The following is a 21,040-nucleotide window of genomic DNA, read 5'->3' on the forward strand; positions in this document are numbered from 1 at the left end:
CTCGAACCCGCGACCTCCGGCGTGACAGGCCGGCGCTCTAACCAACTGAGCTACATCCGCATTACCCTCCGCCGAAGCGAAAGTGCGACCCGCCGTGCGGCGAGGGGCGTCTGATATGTCGGGCGAAGACTCGTGTCAACGGCCATGTCGCCGAACCTGTGGATGGTCAGAACTTGCGATCGTTTCTCAATGTGCCCGGGGCGTTTGAAGCCTGGAAGACACTGGGCTACAACGCGGCCGATTCAAGCCAAGGGCTGTCATGAACGCCTTCCTTCTCCAGTACCTGCCGATCGTGATCTTCCTCGGGATCGCGGCGGTTATCGGCATCGTCTTCATGCTGGCTGCCGCCGTGCTCGCGCCCAAGGCGCCGGACCCGGAAAAGCTGTCCGCATACGAATGCGGCTTCAACGCCTTCGACGACGCGCGCATGAAGTTCGACGTCCGGTTCTACCTGGTCTCGATCCTCTTCATCATCTTCGACCTCGAAGTGGCTTTCCTGTTCCCGTGGGCGGTGACCCTGCTGAAGCTTCCGCATGAAGCCTCGGTCTTCGCCTTCTGGTCGATGATGAGCTTCCTCGGCGTTCTGACTGTCGGCTTTATCTACGAATGGAAGAAGGGCGCCCTCGAATGGGAGTGATCGTTCCCGCCAACAGCTCGCCGCTTCCGGCGGCCGGCGCCGCTGGCCGCTCGACGGTGCAGGGCTATGACCCGAAGCTGCACGACGCCTTCTTCGACGGCGTGTCGCAGCAGCTGGCCGACAAGGGCTTCATCACCGCGGCCGCCGACGACCTGATCACCTGGGCGCGCACCGGCTCGCTGATGTGGATGACGTTCGGCCTGGCGTGCTGCGCCGTCGAGATGATGCACTCGGCCATGCCGCGCTACGACCTGGAGCGCTATGGCTTCGCGCCGCGCGCCAGCCCGCGTCAGTCGGACGTGATGATCGTCGCCGGCACGCTGACCAACAAGATGGCTCCGGCTCTGCGCAAGGTCTACGACCAGATGCCCGAGCCCCGCTACGTCATCTCGATGGGCAGCTGCGCCAACGGCGGCGGCTACTACTATTACAGCTACAGCGTCGTGCGCGGCTGCGACCGCGTCGTGCCGATCGACATCTACGTGCCGGGCTGCCCGCCCACGGCCGAAGCGCTCGTTTACGGCGTGCTGCAGCTCCAGAAGAAGATCCGTCGCACGGGGACCATCGAGCGATGAGCCAAGACCTCGAAGCCCTCGGCCAGGCGATCGTCGCCAACTCGGCCGGGGCCATCGCCTCGTACAACGTCGCGTTCGGCGAGCTGAACCTGCTCGGTTCGACGAACCGCGTGGTCGAGCTGCTGACCTATCTGCGTGATCACCCCGACTACCGCTTCCACCAGCTGGTGGACCTGACGGCGGTCGACTACCCCGAGCGCGCCGCGCGCTTCGACGTGGTCTACCACCTGCTGTCGATGGTGAAGAACGTCCGCGTCCGCGTGAAGGTGCAGACCGACGAAGACACCCCGGTGCCGAGCGCCACGCCGGTGTTCCCGGTCGCCGACTGGTTCGAGCGCGAGGCGTTCGACATGTACGGCGTGTTCTTCGAAGGCCATCCGGACCTGCGCCGGATCCTGACGGACTACGGTTTCCACGGCCACCCGCTGCGGAAAGACTTCCCGATGACCGGCTATGTCGAGGTCCGCTACGACGACGAGCTCAAGCGCGTCGTCTACGAACCCGTGAAGATCACCGAGTTCCGCGCCTTCGACTTCCTGTCTCCGTGGGAAGGGGCGAAGTACGCTCTGCCGGGCGACGAGAAGGCGGAAAAGGCTTAAGTCATGACTGGCACGAACGCGCCCGCCGCGGCGACCGACTTCTTCCGTGACGAACCGACGGTTCCGGCGATCCCCGAGACCCCGGTCCGCAAGTTCAACATCAACTTCGGCCCCCAGCACCCTGCCGCGCACGGCGTGCTGCGTCTGGTGCTGGAACTCGACGGTGAAATCGTCGAGCGCGTCGATCCGCACATCGGCCTGCTGCACCGCGGCACCGAAAAGCTGATGGAAGCGCGCACCTATCTGCAGAACATCCCGTACTTCGACCGCCTCGACTATGTGGCGCCGATGAACCAGGAGCATGCGTTCTGCCTGGCCATCGAAAAGCTGCTGGGCGTTGAAGTGCCCAAGCGCGGCCAGATCATCCGCGTGCTGTTCTGCGAGATCGGCCGCGTCCTGAACCACCTGCTGAACGTGACGACCCAGGCCATGGACGTCGGCGCCCTGACGCCGCCGCTCTGGGGCTTCGAGGAGCGCGAGAAGCTGATGGTGTTCTACGAGCGCGCCTGCGGCGCTCGCCTGCACGCCAACTACTTCCGTCCGGGCGGCGTCCACCAGGACCTCACCCCCTCGCTGATCGACGACATCGAGAGCTGGGCCAAGGCCTTCCCGAAGATCTGCGACGATATCGAGGGCCTGATCACCGACAACCGCATCTTCAAGCAGCGCAACGTCGACATCGGCGTGGTCAGCAAGGAAGACGCGTGGGCCTGGGGCTTCTCGGGCGTGATGGTGCGTGGTTCGGGCATCGCCTGGGACCTGCGCCGCAACCAGCCGTACGAGAACTACAACGAGTTCGAGTTCGACATCCCGCTGGGCAAGAACGGCGACTGCTACGATCGCTATCTCTGCCGCATGCAGGAGATGCGCGAGAGCACCAAGATCATCCTGCAGGCCGTCGCCATGCTGCGCGGCACGCCGGGCCCGGTGCTGACCGAGGACAACAAGGTCAGCCCGCCGCGTCGCGCCGAGATGAAGCGCTCGATGGAAGCCCTGATCCACCACTTCAAGCTCTACACCGAGGGCTTCAAGACGCCGGAAGGCGAGGTCTACGCGGCCGTCGAAGCCCCCAAAGGCGAGTTCGGCGTCTACGTGGTCAGCAACGGCACCAACAAGCCGTACCGCTGCAAGATCAAGGCTCCGGGCTTCTCGCACCTGGCCGCCATGGACTGGATGAACCGCGGCCACCAGCTGGCCGACGTTTCGGCCATCCTGGGCTCGCTCGACATCGTGTTCGGCGAGGTCGACCGATGAGCCTGGAGAGCATCGCCCAGGCCCAGCTCGACGCCTACAACGCCCAGGACCTGGACGCCCACTGCGCCCACTTCTCGGACGACGTGGTCGTGGCCGGCCTGAACGGCGAAGTCGCGCGCACGGGCATCGAGGCCTACCGCGCCTTCTACGCCAAGACCTTCGCCGAGTTCCCCAAGAACAAGGCCGAGCTCCTGAACCGCATCGTGGTTGGCTCGAACGTGATCGATCACGAGCACGTCGACCGCGGCAACGGCGACGCGCCTTTCCAGGTCGCCGCCATCTACACCTTCAAGGGCGACAAGATCGTCCGCGTGGATTTCGCACGATGAGCGTTCGTCGTCTCGCCAAAGAGCAGCCCGCCAGCTTCGCCTTCTCGAAGGACAGCCAGGCCAAGGCCGACTGGTGGAAGGCCAAGTATCCCGCCGCCCGCAAGCAGTCGGCGGTGATCCCGATGCTGTGGTTGGCCCAGAAGCAGGAAGGCTGGATTTCCGAGCCGGCGATCCAGGAGATCGCCAAGCAGCTCGAGATGCCGGTCATCCGCGTGCTGGAAGTCGCCACCTTCTACGTGATGTTCCAGCTGGCCCCGGTCGGCAAGACCGCCTTCGTCCAGCTGTGCGGCACCACGCCGTGCCAGCTGCGCGGCGCGCTCGACCTGAAGTCGGTGCTGGAGAAGAAGATCGGCCCGGCCCACACCGTGTCGGCCGACGGCAAGTTCAGCTGGGAAGAGGTCGAGTGCCTCGGCGCCTGCTGCAACGCCCCGATGGCGGCCATCAACGACTACTACTACGAAGACCTGACGCCGGAGAGCCTGGCCCAGATCCTCGACGACTTCGCCGCGGGCAAGGCCCCGCAGCCGGGCAGCTACGAGGGCCGCAAGTCCTCGGAGCCGAAGGAAAAGATCCAGACCCTGACCGATCCGAAGCTGTACGACGGCTCGGCGGCCAAGAAGATCAAGATCCCGAACCTGCCCGAGAAGCCCAAGAAGACCAAGGCGGAGCCCGCCGCCTGATGACCGACGTCGCCGTCCATCAGAAGAAGCGCCTCACGACGATGCTCGCCATCGACGTCGTGTGCTTCCTGCTGGCCGGCGCGGCGATCGTCGGCCACGTTGCCTTCCACGTCTGGTGGCTGCTGCCGGTGTTCATCCTGGCCGTCGTGGCCGGGCTGGGCGCGCAGATCTGGTTCATCATGGGCTGGATGAAGGCGACCAAGCCTGAAGCCGGTCCTGAGCCGCAAGCGGGGAGGGCGCCTTGAGCGACGACCTTTCCGCACGGCGGGCGGCCTATGTGGCCACGATCCGGGGCATGCACCGCAAGGAGCGGCTCCTGGGCTTCGTAGCCTGCCTCATCGGCGTCCTGGTCCTGATCTGGGGCCGGGAGGTCGCCGGGGCTCCGGCCTGGGCGGCGCCCACAGGTCTTTTGGTGATCGGCGCCGGTTGGCGGCTTTTCGCCTATGTCATCGTCCGGCGGACGCGCTATGTCCGCACCCATCCATTCGATCCGCAAAGCTAGAGTCATGGTCGGTATCCTCGAAGACAAGGATCGCATCTTCACCAACCTTTACGGGCTCCAGGACTGGGGTCTGGAAGGTGCGAAGGCGCGCGGTTGCTGGAACGGCACCAAGGACATTCTTGACGCCGGTCGCGACTGGATCATCGAGAACATGAAGAACTCCGGTCTGCGAGGCCGGGGCGGGGCTGGTTTCTCGACCGGTCTGAAGTGGTCCTTCATGCCCAAGGAAGTGAAGGACGGTCGTCCGCACTACCTGGTGGTCAACGCCGACGAGTCCGAGCCGGGCACCTGCAAGGACCGGGAGATCATGCGGCACGATCCGCACCTCCTGATCGAAGGCTGCCTGATCGCCTCGCGCGCCATGCTGGCCCACGCCTGCTACATCTACATCCGGGGCGAGTACGTCTTCGAGCGCGAGCGCCTGGAAGCGGCGGTCAAGCAGGCCTATGAGGCCAAGCTGATCGGCAAGGACAACGTCCACGGCTGGGACTTCGACCTCTACGTCCACCACGGCGCCGGCGCCTATATCTGCGGTGAAGAGACCGCCCTGCTGGAAAGCCTGGAAGGCAAGAAAGGCCAGCCGCGCCTGAAGCCGCCGTTCCCGGCCGGCGCGGGCCTCTACGGCATGCCGACCACGGTCAACAACGTCGAGAGCATCGCCGTCGCCGGCACCATCCTGCGCCGCGGCGCGGCCTGGTTCGCCGGTTTTGGCCGTCCCAACAACGCCGGCACCAAGCTGTTCTGCGTCTCGGGCCACGTGAACCTGCCCTGCAACGTCGAAGAAGCCATGAGCATCCCCTTCCGTCAGCTGATGGAAGACCACTGCGGCGGCATCCGCGGCGGCTGGGGCAACCTCAAGGCCGTCATCCCGGGCGGTTCGTCGGTGCCGATGATCCCCGCCGAGCAGTGCGAAGACCTGCCGATGGACTTCGACGCCCTGCGGAACCTGAAGTCGGGCCTGGGCACCGCCGCCGTCATCGTCATGGACAAGTCCACCGACCTCGTCCGCGCCATCGCCCGCCTGTCGTACTTCTACAAGCACGAGAGCTGCGGCCAGTGCACGCCGTGCCGCGAAGGCACCGGCTGGATGTGGCGGGTCATGGAACGCATGGCCACCGGCGAAGCCGATCCGAAGGAAATCGACACCCTTCTGGACGTCACGACCCAGGTCGAGGGTCACACCATCTGCGCCCTGGGCGACGCGGCCGCCTGGCCGATCCAGGGTCTGTTCCGCCACTTCCGCCACGAGGTGGAGGAGCGGATCGCTTCCTATCGTAGCGGTCGCCTGCACGTGCAGGGCGCCAAGCTGATCGCGGCGGAGTAACGAGAATGGCAATCGCCAAGGTCAACGGCGTCGAGGTCGAGTTCGAACCCGGCATGACGGTTCTGCAGGTCGCGGAGCTGGCTGGGGAAGAGATCCCGCGCTTCTGCTATCACGAGCGTCTGAGCATCGCCGGCAACTGCCGCATGTGCCTGGTCGAGGTTAAGCCCGGCCCGCCGAAGCCGCAGGCGTCTTGCGCCCTGCCGGCCGCCGAGGGCCAGGAGATCTTCACCAAGACCCCGATGGTCAAGAAGGCCCGCGAAGGGGTGATGGAGTTCCTGCTCATCAACCACCCGCTGGACTGCCCGATCTGCGACCAGGGCGGCGAGTGCGACCTGCAGGACCAGGCCGTCGGCTACGGCCGCGACGACAGCCGCTACGAAGAGAACAAGCGCGCGGTCGAAGAGAAGGCCATGGGCCCGCTCATCAAGACCGTGATGACGCGCTGCATCCAGTGCACCCGCTGCGTGCGCTTCATCACCGAAGTCGCCGGCTCGCCGGAGATCGGCCTGATCTCGCGTGGCGAAGACGTTGAAATCACGACCTATCTGGGCGCCGCGGTGACCTCGGAGCTGTCGGCCAACGTCATCGACCTGTGCCCGGTCGGCGCCCTGACCTCCAAGCCCTACGCCTTCGAAGCCCGTCCGTGGGAACTGAAGAAGACCGAGAGCGTCGACGTCCAGGACGCCCTGGGCTCGTCGATCCGCGTCGACGCCCGCGCCAACGCCGTCCTGCGCGTGCTGCCGCGCGTCAACGAGGACGTCAACGAAGAGTGGATCAGCGACAAGACGCGCTACGCCGTCGACGGCCTGCAGCGCCAGCGCCTCGACCGCCCGTACGTCCGCGTCGACGGCAAGCTGAAGCCCGCCACCTGGGCCGAAGCCTTCGCCGCCGTCTCGGCCAAGATCAAGGCGACCGCCCCTGAGCGCATCGGCGTCATCGCCGGCGACCTGCAGGACGCCGAAAGCCTGAAGGCGACCAAGGACCTCTTCACGGCCCTGGGCGTGAAGAACCTCGACGCCCGCCAGGACGGTACGGCTCTGGGCAATGGCCCGCGCGAGAGCTGGCTGTTCAACTCGACCATCGCCGGCATCGAAGACGCCGACGTCGTGCTGTTCGTGGGCGCCAACCCGCGCCTCGAGGCTCCGGTGCTCAACGCCCGCTTCCGCAAGCAGTGGATCGCCGGCAAGACCCGCTTCGGCGTCATCGGCGAACAGGCCGACCTGACGTTCGACTACGACTACCTCGGCGCCGGCGCCAAGACGCTGTCGGGCCTGGCCAAGGCCAAGAACGACTTCGTCGCCGCCCTGAAGGCCGCCGAGCGTCCCGCCATCATCATCGGCCAGGGCGCCCTGGCCCGCGCCGACGGCGCGGCGATCCTCAAGGCCGCCGCCGGCGTCGCCAAGACCTTCAAGGTCGTCCGTGAAGGCTGGAACGGCTGGAACGTGCTGCACACCGCCGCCGCCCGCGTGGCCGGCCTCGACCTGGGTTTCGTCCCGGCCGAGGGCGCCCTCTCGGCGCGCGACATGCTGAAGCCGGGTGCGCTGGACGTGCTGTTCCTGCTCGGCGCCGACGAGTGCGAGCCCGCCGCCAGCGACGCCTTCAAGATCTACCTCGGCACCCACGGCGACGCCGGCGCCCACAAGGCCGACGTCATCCTGCCGGGCGCCGCCTACACCGAAAAGAACGGCCTCTACGTCAACACCGAGGGCCGGGTGCAGATGGGCAAGCGCGCCGTGTTCCCGAAGGGCGAGGCCAAGGAAGACTGGTCGATCCTGCGGGCGCTGTCGGAAGTGCTGGGCGCCAAGCTGCCCTATGACAGCCTGGACCAGCTGCGCGCCAAGCTGTTCGCCGATCACCCCACCTTCGGCCAGATCGACTTCGCGCCGGGCTCGGTCCCGACCGTGTTCGACCTCGCCGCCGTCGGCGGGGAAGGGGACGTCTCCGAGGCTCCGTTCGAGAGCCCGGTGAAGGCCTTCCACCTGACCAACCCCATTGCGCGCGCCAGCGTGACCATGGCCGAGTGCGCGGCCAACGTCTCGGCCGCCGCCAAGATCGCCGCGGAGTAAGCCGTGTCTCAGACCAACCCGCTTATCTGGTTCGGCCTCACTCTCGGCGGCATCCTGCTGGTCGTGATCTGGGTTCTGCTGAGCCTGGCCTTCCTGCTGCTGGCCGACCGAAAGATCTGGGCCGGCGTCCAGATGCGCAAGGGCCCGAACGTCGTCGGTCCCTTCGGCCTGCTGCAGTCCTTCGCCGACTTCGGCAAGTTCGTGCTGAAGGAAATCGTCATCCCGGCCGGCGCCGACAAGGCGATCTTCCTGCTGGCCCCGCTGATCAGCCTGGTCCTGGGCTTCATCGGCTGGGCCGTGGTGCCGTTCGCGCCGGGCTGGGTCGTCTCCAACCTGAACGTCGGCATCCTCTACCTGCTGGCGATGAGCTCGCTGGGCGTCTACGGCATCATCATGGGCGGCTGGGCTTCGAACTCGAAGTACCCGTTCCTGGGCGCGCTGCGTTCGGCGGCGCAGATGGTGTCGTACGAAGTCTCGATCGGCCTGATCATCATCACGGTGATCCTGCTGGCCGGCTCGATGAACCTGTCGACCATCGTCGAGAACCAGTCCGGCTGGATCTGGAACTGGAACGTGTTCGGCGGCGGCGGCCTCAAGAACATCATCCTGCTGCCGGTCATGGTGATCGCCATGGGCATGTTCTACATCTCGGCCCTGGCCGAGACGAACCGCCCGCCCTTCGACCTTCCGGAAGCCGAATCCGAACTCGTGGCCGGTTACCAAGTCGAGTACTCGTCGACCCCGTACCTGCTGTTCATGGTCGCTGAGTATTCGAACATCGTGCTGATGTGCGCGATGATCAGCGTGCTGTTCTTCGGCGGCTGGAACCTGGGTCTGCCGATCGACCTGGTGGCGATGTGGGGCTGGTGGGGCAAGCTGGCCCTGGCCCTGGTGTTCTACGCCAAGATCGTCTTCTGGTTCTTCATGTTCGCCATGGCTAAGGCGATCGTGCCTCGCTACCGCTACGACCAACTGATGCGCCTGGGCTGGAAGGTCTTCCTGCCGATGTCGCTGGTGCTGGTCGCCCTGGTCGCCGGCTGGCGCGTCTTCTCGCCGGTGGCGGGCTGATGCGCCCCGCCGCCCTGGCCTTGACGGGGCTGGTCCTGGTTTCGCTGGGCGCATGCGCGTCGAGCGAGGCCTCGGACCGCTCCTATTCGCTGGGACGGGGGATCGTGAACTACGACGAACTGCGCCGGGCCGGCGACAAGTGCAAGGCCGAGGGCGGGACGTTGCAGGCCAAGATGGATGGGGGAGATCCCGCCCAGCTTTCGAACTACACCTGCGTCATTCCCCGAGCCGGGAAATGAGGCGGGTCGTCCTCGGGATCGCGGTGATCGGCCTGCTGGCCGGCTGCACGATACCGGGGCGAAGCATTCGGCCGCCGCGGGAGCGATCGCTCGAGGAGCAGATCGAAGCCCGCCGGAAGGCCGAGGAAGAGACAAAGGACTGCGTGCTGCGCCAGCAGGTGCGGCGTCAGCAGGAAGAGCGGGGGAGGGACGTCCGTCCTTTCCCTAAGGAAAAGTGTTAGGAGAGCTCTGGTGTTCCAGCGCATCACGCAAGCGGTCAAAGGGGTGGCCCTGCTCGATTTCGCGGGCGCCTTCGGCTTGGCCATGAAGTATCTGGTCGCGCCGAAGAAGACCGTGATCTACCCGAACGAGCGCGGCCCGCAGTCGCCTCGTTTCCGTGGCGAGCACGCCCTGCGTCGCTATCCCAACGGGGAAGAGCGCTGCATCGCCTGCAAGCTGTGCGAGGCCATCTGCCCCGCCCAGGCGATCACCATCGAGGCCGAACCGCGCGAGGACGGCAGCCGCCGTACGACCCGCTACGACATCGACATGGTGAAGTGCATCTACTGCGGTCTCTGCCAAGAGGCCTGCCCGGTGGACGCCATCGTCGAAGGCCCGAACATCGAGTTCGCGGTCGAGACGCGTGAAGAGCTCTACTACGACAAGGGAAAGCTGCTCGACAACGGTGACCGTTGGGAACGGCTGATCGCGAAGAATCTGGAGTTGGACGCTCCGTACCGCTAAACGGTCCGGCGCGAATCCGAGGTTGGCGGCGTGTATTTCGCGCGCCGTCGTTATTTGAACTTTCAGGGGAGCACCCTGGCCAATGGCCTTGCAGGCGATAGCTTTCTATTTGCTGGCGTTCGTGACGATAGCGGCGGGTCTTCTCGTCGTGTCGGCCAAGAACCCCGTGCACTCGGTGCTCTTCCTGATCACCGCCTTCTTCTCGGCCGCCGGCCTCTTCGTCCTTCTGGGCGCTGAGTTCCTGGCGATGCTGCTGATCGTCGTCTATGTGGGCGCGGTCGCGGTGCTGTTCCTCTTCGTGGTCATGATGCTCGACATCGACTTCGAAGCGCTGCGGGACGGCTTCGCGCAATACCTGCCCATCGGCGGCCTCGTCGCCGGCGTGCTGACCATCGAGATGATCATGGTCGCCGTCAGCGTCGCCACCAACGGCAAGGCCAGCGCCAACGCGCTGCCCAACGCCTCGCCGGGCGGCTTCAGCAACACCGAGGCGCTCGGTCGGGTGCTCTACACCGACTATGTCTTCTTCTTCCAGGCGGCGGGCCTGGTGCTGCTGGTCGCCATGATCGGCGCCATCGTCCTGACCCTGCGCCACAAGCCGGGCGTCAAGCGCCAGGACATCGGCAAGCAGATCGCCCGTACGCCCAAGACCGGAATGGAACTCGTGCAGATCAAGCCGGGCGAGGGGATCAGCGAATGATCGGCCTTCCGCATTACCTCATCGTCGCCGCCATCCTTCTGACGATCGGCGTCTTCGGTATCTTCGTGAACCGCAAGAACATCATCGTCATCCTGATGTCGATCGAGCTCATCCTGCTCGCGGTGAACATCAACCTGGTGGCGTTCTCGGCCTACCTGCATGACGTGGTGGGCCAGATCTTCGCGATGTTCGTGCTGACCGTGGCCGCCGCCGAGGCGGCCGTCGGCCTCGCCATCCTGGTGACCTTCTTCCGTAACCGCGGCGACATCGCGGTCGACGACGCCAGCATGATGAAGGGCTGACCCAGTGCAATCGCTCGTCACCATTCTCGTCTTCGCCCCGCTGGTGGGCGCGATCATCGCCGGCCTGTTCGGTCGGCGGATCGGCAACGTCGCGTCGCAGTCGGTCACCACCGGCCTGTTGATCCTGGCCTGCGCCCTGTCGTGGGTCACGTTCAGCAAGTGGACCTGGGGCCACATGGAGGCCTTCACGGTCACCCTGCTGCCGTTCATCCACATCGGCGACTTCGTCGCCAACTGGTCGATCCGCATCGACGCCCTGTCGGAGACCATGCTGATCGTGGTCACGACCGTCTCGGCGCTCGTGCACGTCTATTCCTGGGGCTACATGGCCGAGGACGACAGCAAGCCGCGCTTCTTCGCGTACCTGTCGCTCTTCACCTTCGCCATGCTGTCGCTGGTCACCGCCGCCGACTTCATGCAGCTGTTCTTCGGCTGGGAAGGCGTGGGTCTGGCCTCGTACCTGCTGATCGGCTTCTGGTTCAAGAAGCCCTCGGCCAGCGCCGCGGCCATCAAGGCCTTCGTGGTCAACCGGGTCGGCGACTTCGGCTTCGCCCTCGGCATCATGACCACCTACTGGGCTTTCGGCACCATCCAGTTCCACGAACTGTTCCCGATGATCGCCGCCGGCGCCTCGCGCACCTGGGAGTTCGCGGGCCACAACTGGCCGCTGGTCGACATCGCCTGCTTCCTGCTGTTCATCGGCGCGATGGGCAAGTCGGCCCAGTTCTTCCTGCACACCTGGCTTCCTGACGCCATGGAAGGCCCGACCCCGGTGTCGGCCCTGATCCACGCGGCCACCATGGTGACCGCCGGCGTCTACATGCTGTGCCTGCTGTCGCCGATGTTCGAGTACGCCCCGGTGGCCAAGAACATCGTCACGGTGATCGGCGCCATCACGGCCCTGTTCGCCGCCACGGTCGGTCTGACCCAGAACGACATCAAGCGCGTGATCGCCTACTCGACCTGTTCGCAGCTGGGCTACATGTTCTTCGCGGCCGGCGTCGGCGCCTATCAGGCGGCCATGTTCCACCTGTTCACGCACGCCTTCTTCAAGGCGCTGCTGTTCCTGGGCGCCGGTTCGGTGATCCACGGCATGCATCACGAGCAGGACATGCGTCGCTACGGCGCCCTGGCAAAGCTGCTGCCGGTGACCTTCATCGCCATGACGATCGGCACGATCGCCATCACGGGCCTCGGCTTCCCGCCGCTGCACCTGGGCTTCGCCGGCTTCTACTCGAAGGACACCATCATCGAAGCGGCGTTCGCCGCGGGCTCGCACAACCAGATCGCCATGTTCGCCTGGGCGATCGGCGTGCTGGTGGCCGGCCTGACCTCGTTCTACTCCTGGCGCCTGGCCTTCTTCACCTTCAACGGCAAGGCCCGTTGGGGTCACGATGACCACGCCCATGACGCGCACGCTCATGGCCACGACGATCACGCGCACGCCGCCCATGGCCATGATGACCATGCCCACGGCGCGCACGACGACCACGGTCATGACGATCACGGCCACGGCCACGATCACAAGCCGCACGAGAGCCCCTGGGTGATGCTGCTGCCGCTGGTCGTGCTGTCGATCGGCGCGGTCGCCGCCGGCTTCGTCTTCACCGGCTACTTCGTGGGTCACCACCAGGAAGAGTTCTGGCGCGGCGCGATCTTCAACGCTCCGACCAACCACGTGCTGCACGAGGCCCACGAAGTGGCCGAGTGGGTGAAGTGGAGCCCGCTGATCGCCTCGATCATCGGCCTGCTGATCGCGGTCTACGTCTACCTGATCAAGGGCAACGAGCGCCTCGGCCTCAAGCTCGCCGAGCGCAACGGGCCGCTGTACGTGTTCTTCTACAACAAGTGGTTCTTCGACGAGCTCTACCAGGCCACCTTCGTGCGGGCCGCCAAGTTCCTCGGCGACCTGTTCTGGAAGGGCGGGGACCAGAAGATCATCGATCGCCTGGGTCCGGACGGCGTCAGCGCCGTTTCCTACGCCGTCGGCCGCAAGACGGGCAAAGCCCAGACCGGCTACGTCTACCACTACGCTTTCGTCATGCTGCTCGGCGTCGCCGGCCTGCTGACGTTCGCCCTTTACGCATTCCGTTGAGGACGGATCGATGACCGGCCTGCTCAGCCTTACGACCTTTGCTCCGCTCGTCGGCGTGGCCGTTATCCTGGTGGCTCGCGCCATCCAGGGTCCGGGCGCCAAGACCGACACCCTGGCCAAGTGGATCGCGCTCGCGACCACCGTGGTCGCCTTCGCCCTGTCGCTGGTGCTGACGCTCCAGTTCGACGCCAAGAACCCGGGCTTCCAGTTCGTGGAAGACATCGCCTGGTTCGGCGGCCTGCATTACCGCATGGGCATCGACGGCATCTCGGTGCTGCTGGTGCTGCTGACCGCATTCCTGCTGCCGATCTGCATCGTGGCCAGCTGGAAGTCGGTGGAAAAGCGCGTCGTCGAATATCTGATCGCCTTCCTGGTCCTCGAGACCCTGGTGATCGGCGTGTTCTGCGCGCTGGACCTGGTGCTGTTCTACCTCTTCTTCGAAGGGGGCCTGGTGCCGATGTTCCTGATCATCGGCATCTGGGGCGGCAAGCGCCGGATCTACGCGGCCTACAAGTTCTTCCTCTACACGCTGCTCGGCTCGGTGCTGATGCTGGCGGCCATCCTGGCCATGATCTCGATCGCGGGCACCTCGTCGATCCCCGAGCTCATGACCTACAAGTTCGCGCCGTGGCTCCAGACCTGGCTGTGGCTGGCCTTCTTCGCCTCGTTCGCGGTGAAGATGCCGATGTGGCCGGTGCACACCTGGCTGCCTGACGCCCACGTGGAAGCCCCGACGGCGGGTTCGGTCATCCTGGCCGGCATCCTGCTGAAGATGGGCGGCTACGGCTTCATGCGCTTCAGCATCCCGATGTTCCCGAACGCCTCGGAGATGTTCCAGCCGCTGGTCTTCGCCCTGTCGGGCATCGCCATCGTCTACACCTCGCTGGTCGCCTTCCGTCAGACCGACATCAAGAAGCTGATCGCCTACTCGTCGGTCGCCCACATGGGCTTCGTGACCATGGGCATCTTCTCGGGCAACGCCGCCGGCGAGCAGGGCGCCCTGTTCCAGATGATCAGCCACGGGGTGATCTCCGGCGCGCTCTTCCTCTGCGTCGGCGTGGTCTACGACCGCATGCACACCCGCGAGATCGCCTTCTACGGCGGCCTCACCAACCGCATGCCACACTACGCCTTCGTGTTTCTGCTGTTCACGATGGGGAACGTCGGCCTGCCGGGCACCTCGGGCTTCGTCGGCGAAATCCTGACCATGACGGGCGTCTACAAGGCCTCGACCTGGACGGCGATCGTCTCGGCCACCGGCGTGATCCTGTCGGCCATGTACGCCCTGACGCTGTACCGCCGGGTCATGTACGGGGAGATCACCAACCCCGAGCTGAAGACGATCAAGGACCTCGACGCGCGGGAAATCCTGCTCTTCGCGCCGCTGATCATCATGACCCTGGTTCTCGGCATCTATCCTAATCTTGTGTTCAACCTGACCGCGTCGTCCGTCGACGGGCTCGTCGGCGCCTGGCGCGCCGCCGTGGGCGGGTGAGGGATCCCATGACGTTCTCCGCCAACTTCTCCCTCGTCCTGCCTGAAGTCGTCCTGGCGATTTCGGCCCTGCTGCTGCTGGTCTGGGGCGCCTTCTCCAAGAAGACCTCGCCGGTCTTCACGGGCGCCTCGGTGCTGGCCCTGGTGGTCGCCGCCGCCTTCGCGATCCACGGACCGCGCGGCGACGCCTTCAACGGCGTCTACTCGGCCGACGCCGCCGCCACCTACGCCAAGGTCGCGATTTTCCTGTTCAGCGCCCTGGCCATCGTGCTGGGCGATCGCTGGCTGGCCGCCCGCGGCGACCAGAAATTCGAGTTCCCGGTGCTGGTGATCCTGGCGGCGCTGGGCATGGGCATCACGGCTTCGGCCGGGGACCTCATCAGCCTCTATATCGGCGTCGAGCTGCAATCGCTGGCCCTGTACGTCCTGGCGGCCTTCCGCCGCGACGACGCCAAGGCTTCGGAAGCGGGCCTGAAGTACTTCGTGCTGGGCGCCCTGTCGTCGGGCATCCTGCTGTACGGCGCCTCGCTGATCTACGGCTTCTCGGGCTCGACCCGCTTCGTCGACATCGCCGCGGCCTCGCACGGCGCGCACGGCGTGGGCCTGCTGTTCGGCCTGATCTTCGTGATCTGCGGCCTGGCGTTCAAGGTTTCGGCCGCGCCGTTCCACATGTGGACCCCGGACGTCTACGAAGGCGCCCCGACCCCGGTCGTCGGCTTCTTCGCCGCCGCGCCGAAGCTGGCCGCCATGATGATGTTCGCCCGCGTGCTGGGCGACGCCTTCCCGGACGCCGTGGCCCAATGGCGCCAGGTGCTGATCATCGCGGCCCTGCTGTCGGTGTTCGTCGGCGCCTTCGCGGGTCTGGCCCAGAGCAACCTCAAGCGCCTGTGGGCCTACTCCTCGATCGCCAACGTCGGCTACGCCCTGCTGGGCGTCGCCACCGGCGGCGAGGTGGGCCTGCACTCGATGCTGGTGTTCATGGTGCTCTACATGGTGGACGTCACCGGCTTCTTCGCCTGCCTGCAGGCGCTGACCCGCGACGGCAAGCCGATGGAGACCATCGAGGACATGGCCGGCCTGGTGAAGGAACGTCCGGGCGTCGCCCTGGCCATGACCGCGTTCTCGCTGTCGGCCCTGGGCCTGCCGCCGTTCTCGGGCTTCTGGGCCAAGTTCTACGTCTTCAAGGCCGCCATGGGCTCGGGCGACGTGCCGCTGCAGTGGGCCGCCGTCATCGGCCTGATCGGCAGCGTCGTGGCCGCCTTCTACTACCTGCGCCTGATCAAGACGATGTGGTTCGACGCGCCGACCAGCGCGGTGGACAAGCCGCAACCGACCGCTCGCGCGATCGGCTTCGCCGCGGCCCTGTTCTCGTTCCCGATCGTCCTGATCGCCCTGGTCTGGCTCGACCCCGCCGCCAAGGCGGCCGCGGCGGCCTTTGGCCACGCGTGACGTGACGGGCGCGTCCGCCGAGGGGCCGCCCGTCGTCGTTCTCGACGAGATCGACTCGACCAACGCCGAGGCTCGCCGCCGCGCGGAAGCGGGGCAGGCGGGCCCGGTCTGGATCGTCGGCCTGCGGCAGACCGCGGGCCGCGGTCGCCGGGGCCGCGCCTGGGAAACCGGCGACGGCAACCTGGCCGCCACCCTCCTGCTCACCACCGACAAGCCGCCCGCCGAGGCCGCGCAGATCTCGTTCGTGGCGGCCCTGGCCGTCGCCGACCTGCTGTGCGCCTACGTCGCCGAGCGGCTGGTCAGCCTGAAATGGCCCAACGACCCGATGGTCGGCGGCCTGAAGATCAGCGGCATCCTCGTCGAGTCCGGCAAGAGCCCCGCTGGCGGCCTCTGGCTGGCCGTGGGGATCGGCGTCAATCTCGCCCGCAAGCCCATCGACAGCGAGCGCCCGGCCACGGCCCTGCCGACCTGGCGGGCCGAGCCGCCGCCGTCGCCGGTGGAGGCGATCGGGATCCTGGCCCCGGCCTTCGCCCGCTGGCTCGACGTCTGGAGCCGCCTTGGCTTCCCCGCCATCGCCGACGCCTGGACCGCCAGGGCCCACGGCCTGGGCGAGCCCTGCACCGCGCGGCTCTCGACCGAGACGATCGAAGGGATCGCCGAGGGCCTCGACGCCGACGGCGCCTTGCGCCTGCGACTGGCCGACGGTCAACTGCGCCGGATCACCGCCGGCGACGTCTTCTTCGGAGGAAATCCCTGATGCTGCTGGCCATCGAACAGGGCAACACCAACACCATGTTCGCCATCCACGACGGCCAGTCGTGGATCGCCCAGTGGCGCGCCGCCACCGAAAGCACCCGAACCGCCGACGAATACGTGGTCTGGCTGTCGCAGCTGATGTCGATGCAGGGCCTGGGCTTCCGGGCGCTCGACGCCTGCATCATCTCCAGCGTCGTGCCCCAGTCGCTGTTCAACCTGCGCAACCTGTCGCGCCGCTACCTGAACGTCGAACCGCTGGTGATCGGCGAGAACGCCAGGCTCGGCGTCGACGTCCGCATCGACAAGCCGTCCGAGGCCGGCGCCGACCGCCTGGTCAACGCCGTGGGCGCCAGCATGGCCTACAAGGGGCCGCTGATCGTCATCGACAGCGGCACGGCCACCACCTTCGACGTGGTGGGCGCCGACGGCGCCTTCGAGGGCGGCATCATCGCCCCGGGCATCAATCTTTCCATGCAGGCGCTGCACGAAGCGGCCGCCAAGCTGCCCCGCATCGCCATCCAGCGTCCCGCCCGTAATCGCGTCGTAGGCACCGACACGGTCAGCGCCATGCAATCGGGCGTGTTCTGGGGCTATATCTCACTCATCGAAGGGCTGGTCGCGCGCATCAAGGCCGAGCGCGGCGAACCCCTGACCGTGGTCGCCACCGGCGGCGTCGCCTCGCTGTTCGAGGGCGCCACCGACAGCATCGACCACTTCGACCCTGATCTGACCATCCGTGGTCTCCTCGAAATTCATCGCCGCAATACCCACCTAGAGAACGAATGAAAAAGCACCCTGACGACGAGCTCGTCTTCCTGCCCCTGGGCGGGTCGAACGAGATCGGCATGAACTTCAACCTGTACGGCTTCGGGCCCGCGCACGATCGCAAGTGGATCGTCGTCGATCTGGGCGTGACTTTCGGCGACCAGACCACGCCGGGCGTCGAGATCATCCTGCCCGACCCGGAATATATCGTCCCCTACGCCAAGGACATTCTGGGCATCGTGCTGACCCACGCCCACGAGGACCACCTGGGCGCCGTCGCCTGGCTGTGGCCGCAGCTGAAGGCCCCGGTCTACGCCACGCCGTTCACCGCCTTCCTGCTGCGCGAGAAGCTGCGCGACGCCAACCTGCTGGACGAAGTGAAGATCCACGAAGTGCCGCTGAGCGGCAGCTTCGACCTGGGTCCGTTCCACCTGGAAATGGTGACGCTGACCCACTCGATCCCCGAGCCCAACGGCCTGGCGATCAAGACCCCGCTGGGCACCATCCTGCACACCGGCGACTGGAAGATCGATCCGGATCCCCAGCTCGGCGCCGCCACCGACGTCGACGCCCTGCGCCGCCTCGGCGACGAGGGCGTGCTGGCCATGGTCTGCGACAGCACCAACGTCTTCGTCGAAGGCACCGCCGGCTCGGAAGCCGACGTCCGCGTCGAGATGAACAAGCTGATCGCCAGCCTGACCGGCAAGATCGCCGTGGCCTGTTTCGCTTCGAACGTGGCGCGCATGGCCACCGTGATCCGCGCCGCCCAGGCCGCCGGCCGCAAGGTCTGCCTGGCCGGCCGCTCGATGCACCGCATGGCCGCCGCCGCCCGCTCGGTCGGTCTGCTGGACGGCCTGGAGCCGTTCGTCACCGACGACCAGGCCAAGCACATGCCGGAAAACGAGATCCTCTATCTCTGCACCGGCAGCCAGGGCGAGGCGAGGGCGGCCCTGGCCCGTATCGCCGAGGGCAACCACCCGCACGTCAAGCTCTCCTCGGGCGACCACGTGGTGTTCAGCTCGCGCGTGATCCCGGGCAACGAGATCCCGATCCGCAACCTGCAGAACAAGCTGGCCGACCGCGGCGTGCGCCTGCACACCGAGCGCGATACGCCAGGCATCCACGTCTCGGGCCACCCGTGCCGAGACGAACTGAAGCAGATGTACCAGTGGGCCAGGCCGCAGATCGCCGTGCCGACCCACGGCGAACGCCGCCACCTGCTCGAGCACGCCGCCTTCGCCAAGGACCTGCAGATCCCGCATGCCGTCAGCCCGCGCAACGGCGACATGGTCCGCCTGGCCCCCGGTCACCCGGAGATCATCGACGAAGTGCCCGCCGGCCGTCTCTACGTAGACGGCGGCGTCGTGACGCCCGAGAACGGCGAGGCCCTGCGCGAGCGTCGCCACGCGGCGTTCAACGGCGTGCTGGCCGTGTCGATCGTGCTCGACGGCCGCAACAAGGTCGTCTCGGGCCCGCAGGTGCGTGGTCTGGGTCTGGCCGGCGACGAGGAATATCCTCTCGACGAGGCGCTGGACGACCTGGCGGAGGAGGCCGAAGAGGCCTTCAAGCGCCTGTCTGGCGACGATCGCGAGATCGACGAGACCATCGAGAACGCCATCTCGCGCGCGGTGAAGAAGGCCGCCTTCCGCATCTGGGAACGCAAGCCGGTCGTCGAGACGACCGTCCTGCGCCTCTGATCGCCGCATGACGACGCCAGAGGATCCGACACCGACCGAAGCGACCCCCGCGCCCCGGCGCGAGGGCCTGTTCGGCGCGGGACCGGCCATCCTCTGGTTCGAGGCCTGGCCGGTGATGGTGATCCTGGCGCTGATCTGGATCGTCTTCCTGGCCCAGTCGGCTTTCGAGCTGCTGGGGGACGGGGAGACGATCTTCGTGCTCGGTGGGCTATGGAAGCCCGGCGTCTTCCAGGGCCTCTGGTGGACGCCGCTGACCCACATGTTCATGCATATGAGCTGGGGTCAGCCCTGGGGCTGGCTGCACATCGTGTTCAACAGCGGCGCGCTCGTCGCGCTCGGCCCGGCCATTGCCCAGCGGTTCGGCCGCGATGCGCTGGGCGGGGCGCTGTTCTTCGCCTTCTACCTCGCCTGCGGCCTGGCCGGGGCAGGGGCCTTCATTCTGCTTGGGGCTGACCGCCTGCTGGTGGTCGGCGCCTCGGGGGCGATATTTGGCCTGTGGGGCGCGGTCGCGCGGCTGGGCGCGCCCGGCGAGGCGAAGCTGGCGCCGATCTTCGCGCCGTCGGTGCTGCGGCAGGTCGGATCAGCCCTGATCTCCAACCTGGTGGTGCTCGGTGGCGCCGCCGGCTACGGCGCGCTGTCCGGCAGCGGCGCAGGCGTGGCTTGGCAGGCCCACCTCGGCGGGTTCGTGCTGGGCTTCCTGCTGATCCCGATCCTGCCCGTCCGCTTTCACTGGCTGAAGGGCGCTCGCACGGCTTGACTGCCGTGGGCGCAGGCGCGGTTAGTGGGCGGCCAGATCCTCCAAAGCCAGGACCCCGCACCATGATCGGCAGGCTCAACCACGTCGGCGTCGCCACCCCGTCCATCGACGAGTCGGTGAAGATGTACCGCGAACTGCTCGGCGCCACCTCGGTCACCGACAAGTGGGCCATGCCTGAGCAGGGCGTCTGGGTCTGCTTCGTCAACCTGCCCAACAGCCAGATCGAGCTGATCGAACCCTATGGCGAGAACTCGCCGATCCACGGCTTTCTGGCCAAGAACCCCAAGGGCGGCCAGCACCACATCTGCTTCGAGGTCGAGAACATCTACGAGGCGCGCGATTCTCTGGTCGCCAAGGGCGCGACCGTGCTAGGCGAGCCCCGGATCGGCGCCCACGGAACGCTGATCGTCTTCGTTCACCCCAAGGATATGGGCGGCCTGCTCGTGGAATTGATGGAAAGCCCCAAGGACGCGCACCACTGATGGGTCCGATCACCGGCGTTGCGATCTTCCTGACCATCTGGTGGACGGTGCTGTTCGCCGTGCTGCCGATCGGCACGCGCAGCTATCACGAGCTGGGAATCGAGCCGCCGCCGGGCGCGGATCCCGGCGCGCCGGTGAACCCGAACCTTAAGCGCAAGTTCTTCACCACCACCTGGATCTCGGTCGTGGTGTTCGTCGTGTTCTGGCTGGTGGTGAAGTTCCAGCTGGTGAGTCTGCCCGACCTCCCGTCCACCTATTGAAAAATTTGCAGAACGCGGCCCGGCGCCCAAGCCTTGGGCGGGCGCTGGCCTTCTGCCCGTCAAACGCCCATCGGTTGGGCGAAACAGGCCGACTTGCCCGCTTGGCGGCAATCGGATGCCCCAACAGTCGTTCGGAGGCTTAGATTGTCATGACGAGGCCGGGTTCGGCCTTGCTCTGTGGCGTCTTCCCCGACGATGAACTTGATGGCCGCGCGAGTGAACCGCGCGGCCTTCTTTTCGTTTAGTCTAGCTCGAGGGTGTCAGGCGAAAGTGAGCGCGGTTTCGCC

At 66.5% G+C, this 21,040-nt stretch carries 25 protein-coding genes; all 25 read left to right on the forward strand.

What is annotated here, in order from left to right; all coding sequences use genetic code 11:
• The first annotated feature begins 259 nt into the window (after window positions 1-259).
• The 25 genes from DMC18_RS06400 (at window position 260) to DMC18_RS06520 (ending at window position 20,753) form a co-directional block, all read left to right on the forward strand.
• Window positions 260-637 carry an NADH-quinone oxidoreductase subunit A gene (locus DMC18_RS06400; protein ID WP_110117755.1) on the forward strand — a complete coding sequence of 126 codons (378 nt, stop codon included), beginning with the start codon at window positions 260-262 and terminating at the stop codon, window positions 635-637.
• Window positions 607-1,212, forward strand: coding sequence for an NADH-quinone oxidoreductase subunit B family protein (locus tag DMC18_RS06405; RefSeq protein ID WP_110117756.1), 606 nt, complete (start codon window positions 607-609; stop codon window positions 1,210-1,212). Before DMC18_RS06400 ends, DMC18_RS06405 begins: the two co-directional genes overlap by 31 nt.
• Complete coding sequence (locus DMC18_RS06410; RefSeq protein ID WP_110117757.1) at window positions 1,209-1,811, forward strand: NADH-quinone oxidoreductase subunit C; 603 nt, start codon at window positions 1,209-1,211, stop codon at window positions 1,809-1,811. Before DMC18_RS06405 ends, DMC18_RS06410 begins: the two co-directional genes overlap by 4 nt.
• 3 nt (window positions 1,812-1,814) lie before the next feature.
• Window positions 1,815-3,065, forward strand: coding sequence for an NADH-quinone oxidoreductase subunit D (locus tag DMC18_RS06415; RefSeq protein ID WP_110117758.1), 1,251 nt, complete (start codon window positions 1,815-1,817; stop codon window positions 3,063-3,065).
• On the forward strand, window positions 3,062-3,394 hold the full coding sequence (locus DMC18_RS06420) for a nuclear transport factor 2 family protein (RefSeq protein ID WP_110117759.1): 333 nt from the start codon (window positions 3,062-3,064) through the stop codon (window positions 3,392-3,394). The genes DMC18_RS06415 and DMC18_RS06420 overlap by 4 nt, the downstream gene beginning before the upstream one ends.
• Complete coding sequence (gene nuoE, locus DMC18_RS06425) at window positions 3,391-4,074, forward strand: NADH-quinone oxidoreductase subunit NuoE (RefSeq protein ID WP_110117760.1); 684 nt, start codon at window positions 3,391-3,393, stop codon at window positions 4,072-4,074. The genes DMC18_RS06420 and nuoE overlap by 4 nt, the downstream gene beginning before the upstream one ends.
• The gene (locus DMC18_RS06430; protein WP_110117761.1) at window positions 4,074-4,319 is read left to right on the forward strand and encodes a hypothetical protein; all 246 of its coding nucleotides are present in this window, start codon (window positions 4,074-4,076) and stop codon (window positions 4,317-4,319) included. Before nuoE ends, DMC18_RS06430 begins: the two co-directional genes overlap by 1 nt.
• Window positions 4,316-4,576: a hypothetical protein gene (locus DMC18_RS06435; RefSeq protein ID WP_110132780.1), complete on the forward strand. Its 261-nt coding sequence runs from the start codon at window positions 4,316-4,318 to the stop codon at window positions 4,574-4,576. The genes DMC18_RS06430 and DMC18_RS06435 overlap by 4 nt, the downstream gene beginning before the upstream one ends.
• A gap of 4 nt (window positions 4,577-4,580) precedes the next feature.
• On the forward strand, window positions 4,581-5,900 hold the full coding sequence (nuoF, locus tag DMC18_RS06440; RefSeq protein ID WP_110117763.1) for an NADH-quinone oxidoreductase subunit NuoF: 1,320 nt from the start codon (window positions 4,581-4,583) through the stop codon (window positions 5,898-5,900).
• A gap of 5 nt (window positions 5,901-5,905) precedes the next feature.
• Window positions 5,906-7,966, forward strand: a complete 2,061-nt coding sequence (gene nuoG, locus DMC18_RS06445) for an NADH-quinone oxidoreductase subunit NuoG (protein ID WP_110117764.1) — start codon at window positions 5,906-5,908, stop codon at window positions 7,964-7,966.
• A 3-nt stretch (window positions 7,967-7,969) separates the two neighbouring features.
• Complete coding sequence (gene nuoH / locus DMC18_RS06450; RefSeq protein WP_110117765.1) at window positions 7,970-9,034, forward strand: NADH-quinone oxidoreductase subunit NuoH; 1,065 nt, start codon at window positions 7,970-7,972, stop codon at window positions 9,032-9,034.
• Window positions 9,034-9,273 carry a hypothetical protein gene (locus tag DMC18_RS06455; protein ID WP_110117766.1) on the forward strand — a complete coding sequence of 80 codons (240 nt, stop codon included), beginning with the start codon at window positions 9,034-9,036 and terminating at the stop codon, window positions 9,271-9,273. The genes nuoH and DMC18_RS06455 overlap by 1 nt, the downstream gene beginning before the upstream one ends.
• Window positions 9,270-9,494 carry a hypothetical protein gene (locus tag DMC18_RS06460; RefSeq protein ID WP_110117767.1) on the forward strand — a complete coding sequence of 75 codons (225 nt, stop codon included), beginning with the start codon at window positions 9,270-9,272 and terminating at the stop codon, window positions 9,492-9,494. Before DMC18_RS06455 ends, DMC18_RS06460 begins: the two co-directional genes overlap by 4 nt.
• 10 nt (window positions 9,495-9,504) lie before the next feature.
• A complete protein-coding gene (gene nuoI / locus DMC18_RS06465) occupies window positions 9,505-9,996 on the forward strand; it encodes an NADH-quinone oxidoreductase subunit NuoI (protein ID WP_110117768.1) in 492 nt (163 codons plus the stop codon).
• A gap of 82 nt (window positions 9,997-10,078) precedes the next feature.
• The gene (locus DMC18_RS06470) at window positions 10,079-10,696 is read left to right on the forward strand and encodes an NADH-quinone oxidoreductase subunit J (RefSeq protein ID WP_110117769.1); all 618 of its coding nucleotides are present in this window, start codon (window positions 10,079-10,081) and stop codon (window positions 10,694-10,696) included.
• Window positions 10,693-10,998 carry an NADH-quinone oxidoreductase subunit NuoK gene (nuoK, locus tag DMC18_RS06475; RefSeq protein WP_110117770.1) on the forward strand — a complete coding sequence of 102 codons (306 nt, stop codon included), beginning with the start codon at window positions 10,693-10,695 and terminating at the stop codon, window positions 10,996-10,998. The genes DMC18_RS06470 and nuoK overlap by 4 nt, the downstream gene beginning before the upstream one ends.
• Window positions 10,999-11,002: 4 nt before the next feature.
• The gene (gene nuoL / locus DMC18_RS06480; RefSeq protein WP_110117771.1) at window positions 11,003-13,093 is read left to right on the forward strand and encodes an NADH-quinone oxidoreductase subunit L; all 2,091 of its coding nucleotides are present in this window, start codon (window positions 11,003-11,005) and stop codon (window positions 13,091-13,093) included.
• Between the two features lie 10 nt (window positions 13,094-13,103).
• Window positions 13,104-14,588, forward strand: coding sequence for an NADH-quinone oxidoreductase subunit M (locus DMC18_RS06485; RefSeq protein WP_110117772.1), 1,485 nt, complete (start codon window positions 13,104-13,106; stop codon window positions 14,586-14,588).
• Between the two features lie 8 nt (window positions 14,589-14,596).
• The gene (nuoN, locus tag DMC18_RS06490) at window positions 14,597-16,036 is read left to right on the forward strand and encodes an NADH-quinone oxidoreductase subunit NuoN (protein WP_110117773.1); all 1,440 of its coding nucleotides are present in this window, start codon (window positions 14,597-14,599) and stop codon (window positions 16,034-16,036) included.
• A 1-nt stretch (window position 16,037) separates the two neighbouring features.
• The gene (locus DMC18_RS06495) at window positions 16,038-16,793 is read left to right on the forward strand and encodes a biotin--[acetyl-CoA-carboxylase] ligase (protein ID WP_110117783.1); all 756 of its coding nucleotides are present in this window, start codon (window positions 16,038-16,040) and stop codon (window positions 16,791-16,793) included.
• Window positions 16,790-17,578, forward strand: coding sequence for a type III pantothenate kinase (locus DMC18_RS06500; RefSeq protein ID WP_110117784.1), 789 nt, complete (start codon window positions 16,790-16,792; stop codon window positions 17,576-17,578). Before DMC18_RS06495 ends, DMC18_RS06500 begins: the two co-directional genes overlap by 4 nt.
• The gene (locus tag DMC18_RS06505; RefSeq protein ID WP_110132781.1) at window positions 17,575-19,254 is read left to right on the forward strand and encodes a ribonuclease J; all 1,680 of its coding nucleotides are present in this window, start codon (window positions 17,575-17,577) and stop codon (window positions 19,252-19,254) included. Before DMC18_RS06500 ends, DMC18_RS06505 begins: the two co-directional genes overlap by 4 nt.
• Before the next feature lie 7 nt (window positions 19,255-19,261).
• On the forward strand, window positions 19,262-20,011 hold the full coding sequence (locus DMC18_RS06510; protein WP_110117775.1) for a rhomboid family intramembrane serine protease: 750 nt from the start codon (window positions 19,262-19,264) through the stop codon (window positions 20,009-20,011).
• Window positions 20,012-20,073: 62 nt separating this feature from the next.
• Window positions 20,074-20,493, forward strand: coding sequence for a methylmalonyl-CoA epimerase (gene mce, locus DMC18_RS06515; protein ID WP_110117776.1), 420 nt, complete (start codon window positions 20,074-20,076; stop codon window positions 20,491-20,493).
• On the forward strand, window positions 20,493-20,753 hold the full coding sequence (locus DMC18_RS06520; protein ID WP_110117777.1) for a DUF1467 family protein: 261 nt from the start codon (window positions 20,493-20,495) through the stop codon (window positions 20,751-20,753). The genes mce and DMC18_RS06520 overlap by 1 nt, the downstream gene beginning before the upstream one ends.
• Window positions 20,754-21,040 lie beyond the last annotated feature (287 nt).

This window comes from Caulobacter sp. D5 (assembly GCF_003185805.1).
GTDB lineage: Bacteria > Pseudomonadota > Alphaproteobacteria > Caulobacterales > Caulobacteraceae > Caulobacter.

Bases quoted from the DNA above. Each gene is read 5' to 3' on its own strand.
- DMC18_RS06405 (WP_110117756.1), top strand. From the start codon at position 607: ATGGAAGAAGGGCGCCCTCGAATGGGAGTGATCGTTCCCGCCAACAGC.
- DMC18_RS06510 (WP_110117775.1), top strand. From the start codon at position 19,262: ATGACGACGCCAGAGGATCCGACACCGACCGAAGCGACCCCCGCGCCC.
- DMC18_RS06470 (WP_110117769.1), top strand. From the start codon at position 10,079: ATGGCCTTGCAGGCGATAGCTTTCTATTTGCTGGCGTTCGTGACGATA.
- DMC18_RS06485 (WP_110117772.1), top strand. From the start codon at position 13,104: ATGACCGGCCTGCTCAGCCTTACGACCTTTGCTCCGCTCGTCGGCGTG.
- DMC18_RS06430 (WP_110117761.1), top strand. From the start codon at position 4,074: ATGACCGACGTCGCCGTCCATCAGAAGAAGCGCCTCACGACGATGCTC.
- nuoE (WP_110117760.1), top strand. From the start codon at position 3,391: ATGAGCGTTCGTCGTCTCGCCAAAGAGCAGCCCGCCAGCTTCGCCTTC.
- DMC18_RS06460 (WP_110117767.1), top strand. From the start codon at position 9,270: ATGAGGCGGGTCGTCCTCGGGATCGCGGTGATCGGCCTGCTGGCCGGC.
- nuoG (WP_110117764.1), top strand. From the start codon at position 5,906: ATGGCAATCGCCAAGGTCAACGGCGTCGAGGTCGAGTTCGAACCCGGC.
- DMC18_RS06415 (WP_110117758.1), top strand. From the start codon at position 1,815: ATGACTGGCACGAACGCGCCCGCCGCGGCGACCGACTTCTTCCGTGAC.
- DMC18_RS06520 (WP_110117777.1), top strand. From the start codon at position 20,493: ATGGGTCCGATCACCGGCGTTGCGATCTTCCTGACCATCTGGTGGACG.
- DMC18_RS06505 (WP_110132781.1), top strand. From the start codon at position 17,575: ATGAAAAAGCACCCTGACGACGAGCTCGTCTTCCTGCCCCTGGGCGGG.
- DMC18_RS06420 (WP_110117759.1), top strand. From the start codon at position 3,062: ATGAGCCTGGAGAGCATCGCCCAGGCCCAGCTCGACGCCTACAACGCC.
- mce (WP_110117776.1), top strand. From the start codon at position 20,074: ATGATCGGCAGGCTCAACCACGTCGGCGTCGCCACCCCGTCCATCGAC.
- DMC18_RS06400 (WP_110117755.1), top strand. From the start codon at position 260: ATGAACGCCTTCCTTCTCCAGTACCTGCCGATCGTGATCTTCCTCGGG.
- DMC18_RS06410 (WP_110117757.1), top strand. From the start codon at position 1,209: ATGAGCCAAGACCTCGAAGCCCTCGGCCAGGCGATCGTCGCCAACTCG.
- nuoN (WP_110117773.1), top strand. From the start codon at position 14,597: ATGACGTTCTCCGCCAACTTCTCCCTCGTCCTGCCTGAAGTCGTCCTG.
- nuoF (WP_110117763.1), top strand. From the start codon at position 4,581: ATGGTCGGTATCCTCGAAGACAAGGATCGCATCTTCACCAACCTTTAC.
- nuoK (WP_110117770.1), top strand. From the start codon at position 10,693: ATGATCGGCCTTCCGCATTACCTCATCGTCGCCGCCATCCTTCTGACG.
- DMC18_RS06455 (WP_110117766.1), top strand. From the start codon at position 9,034: ATGCGCCCCGCCGCCCTGGCCTTGACGGGGCTGGTCCTGGTTTCGCTG.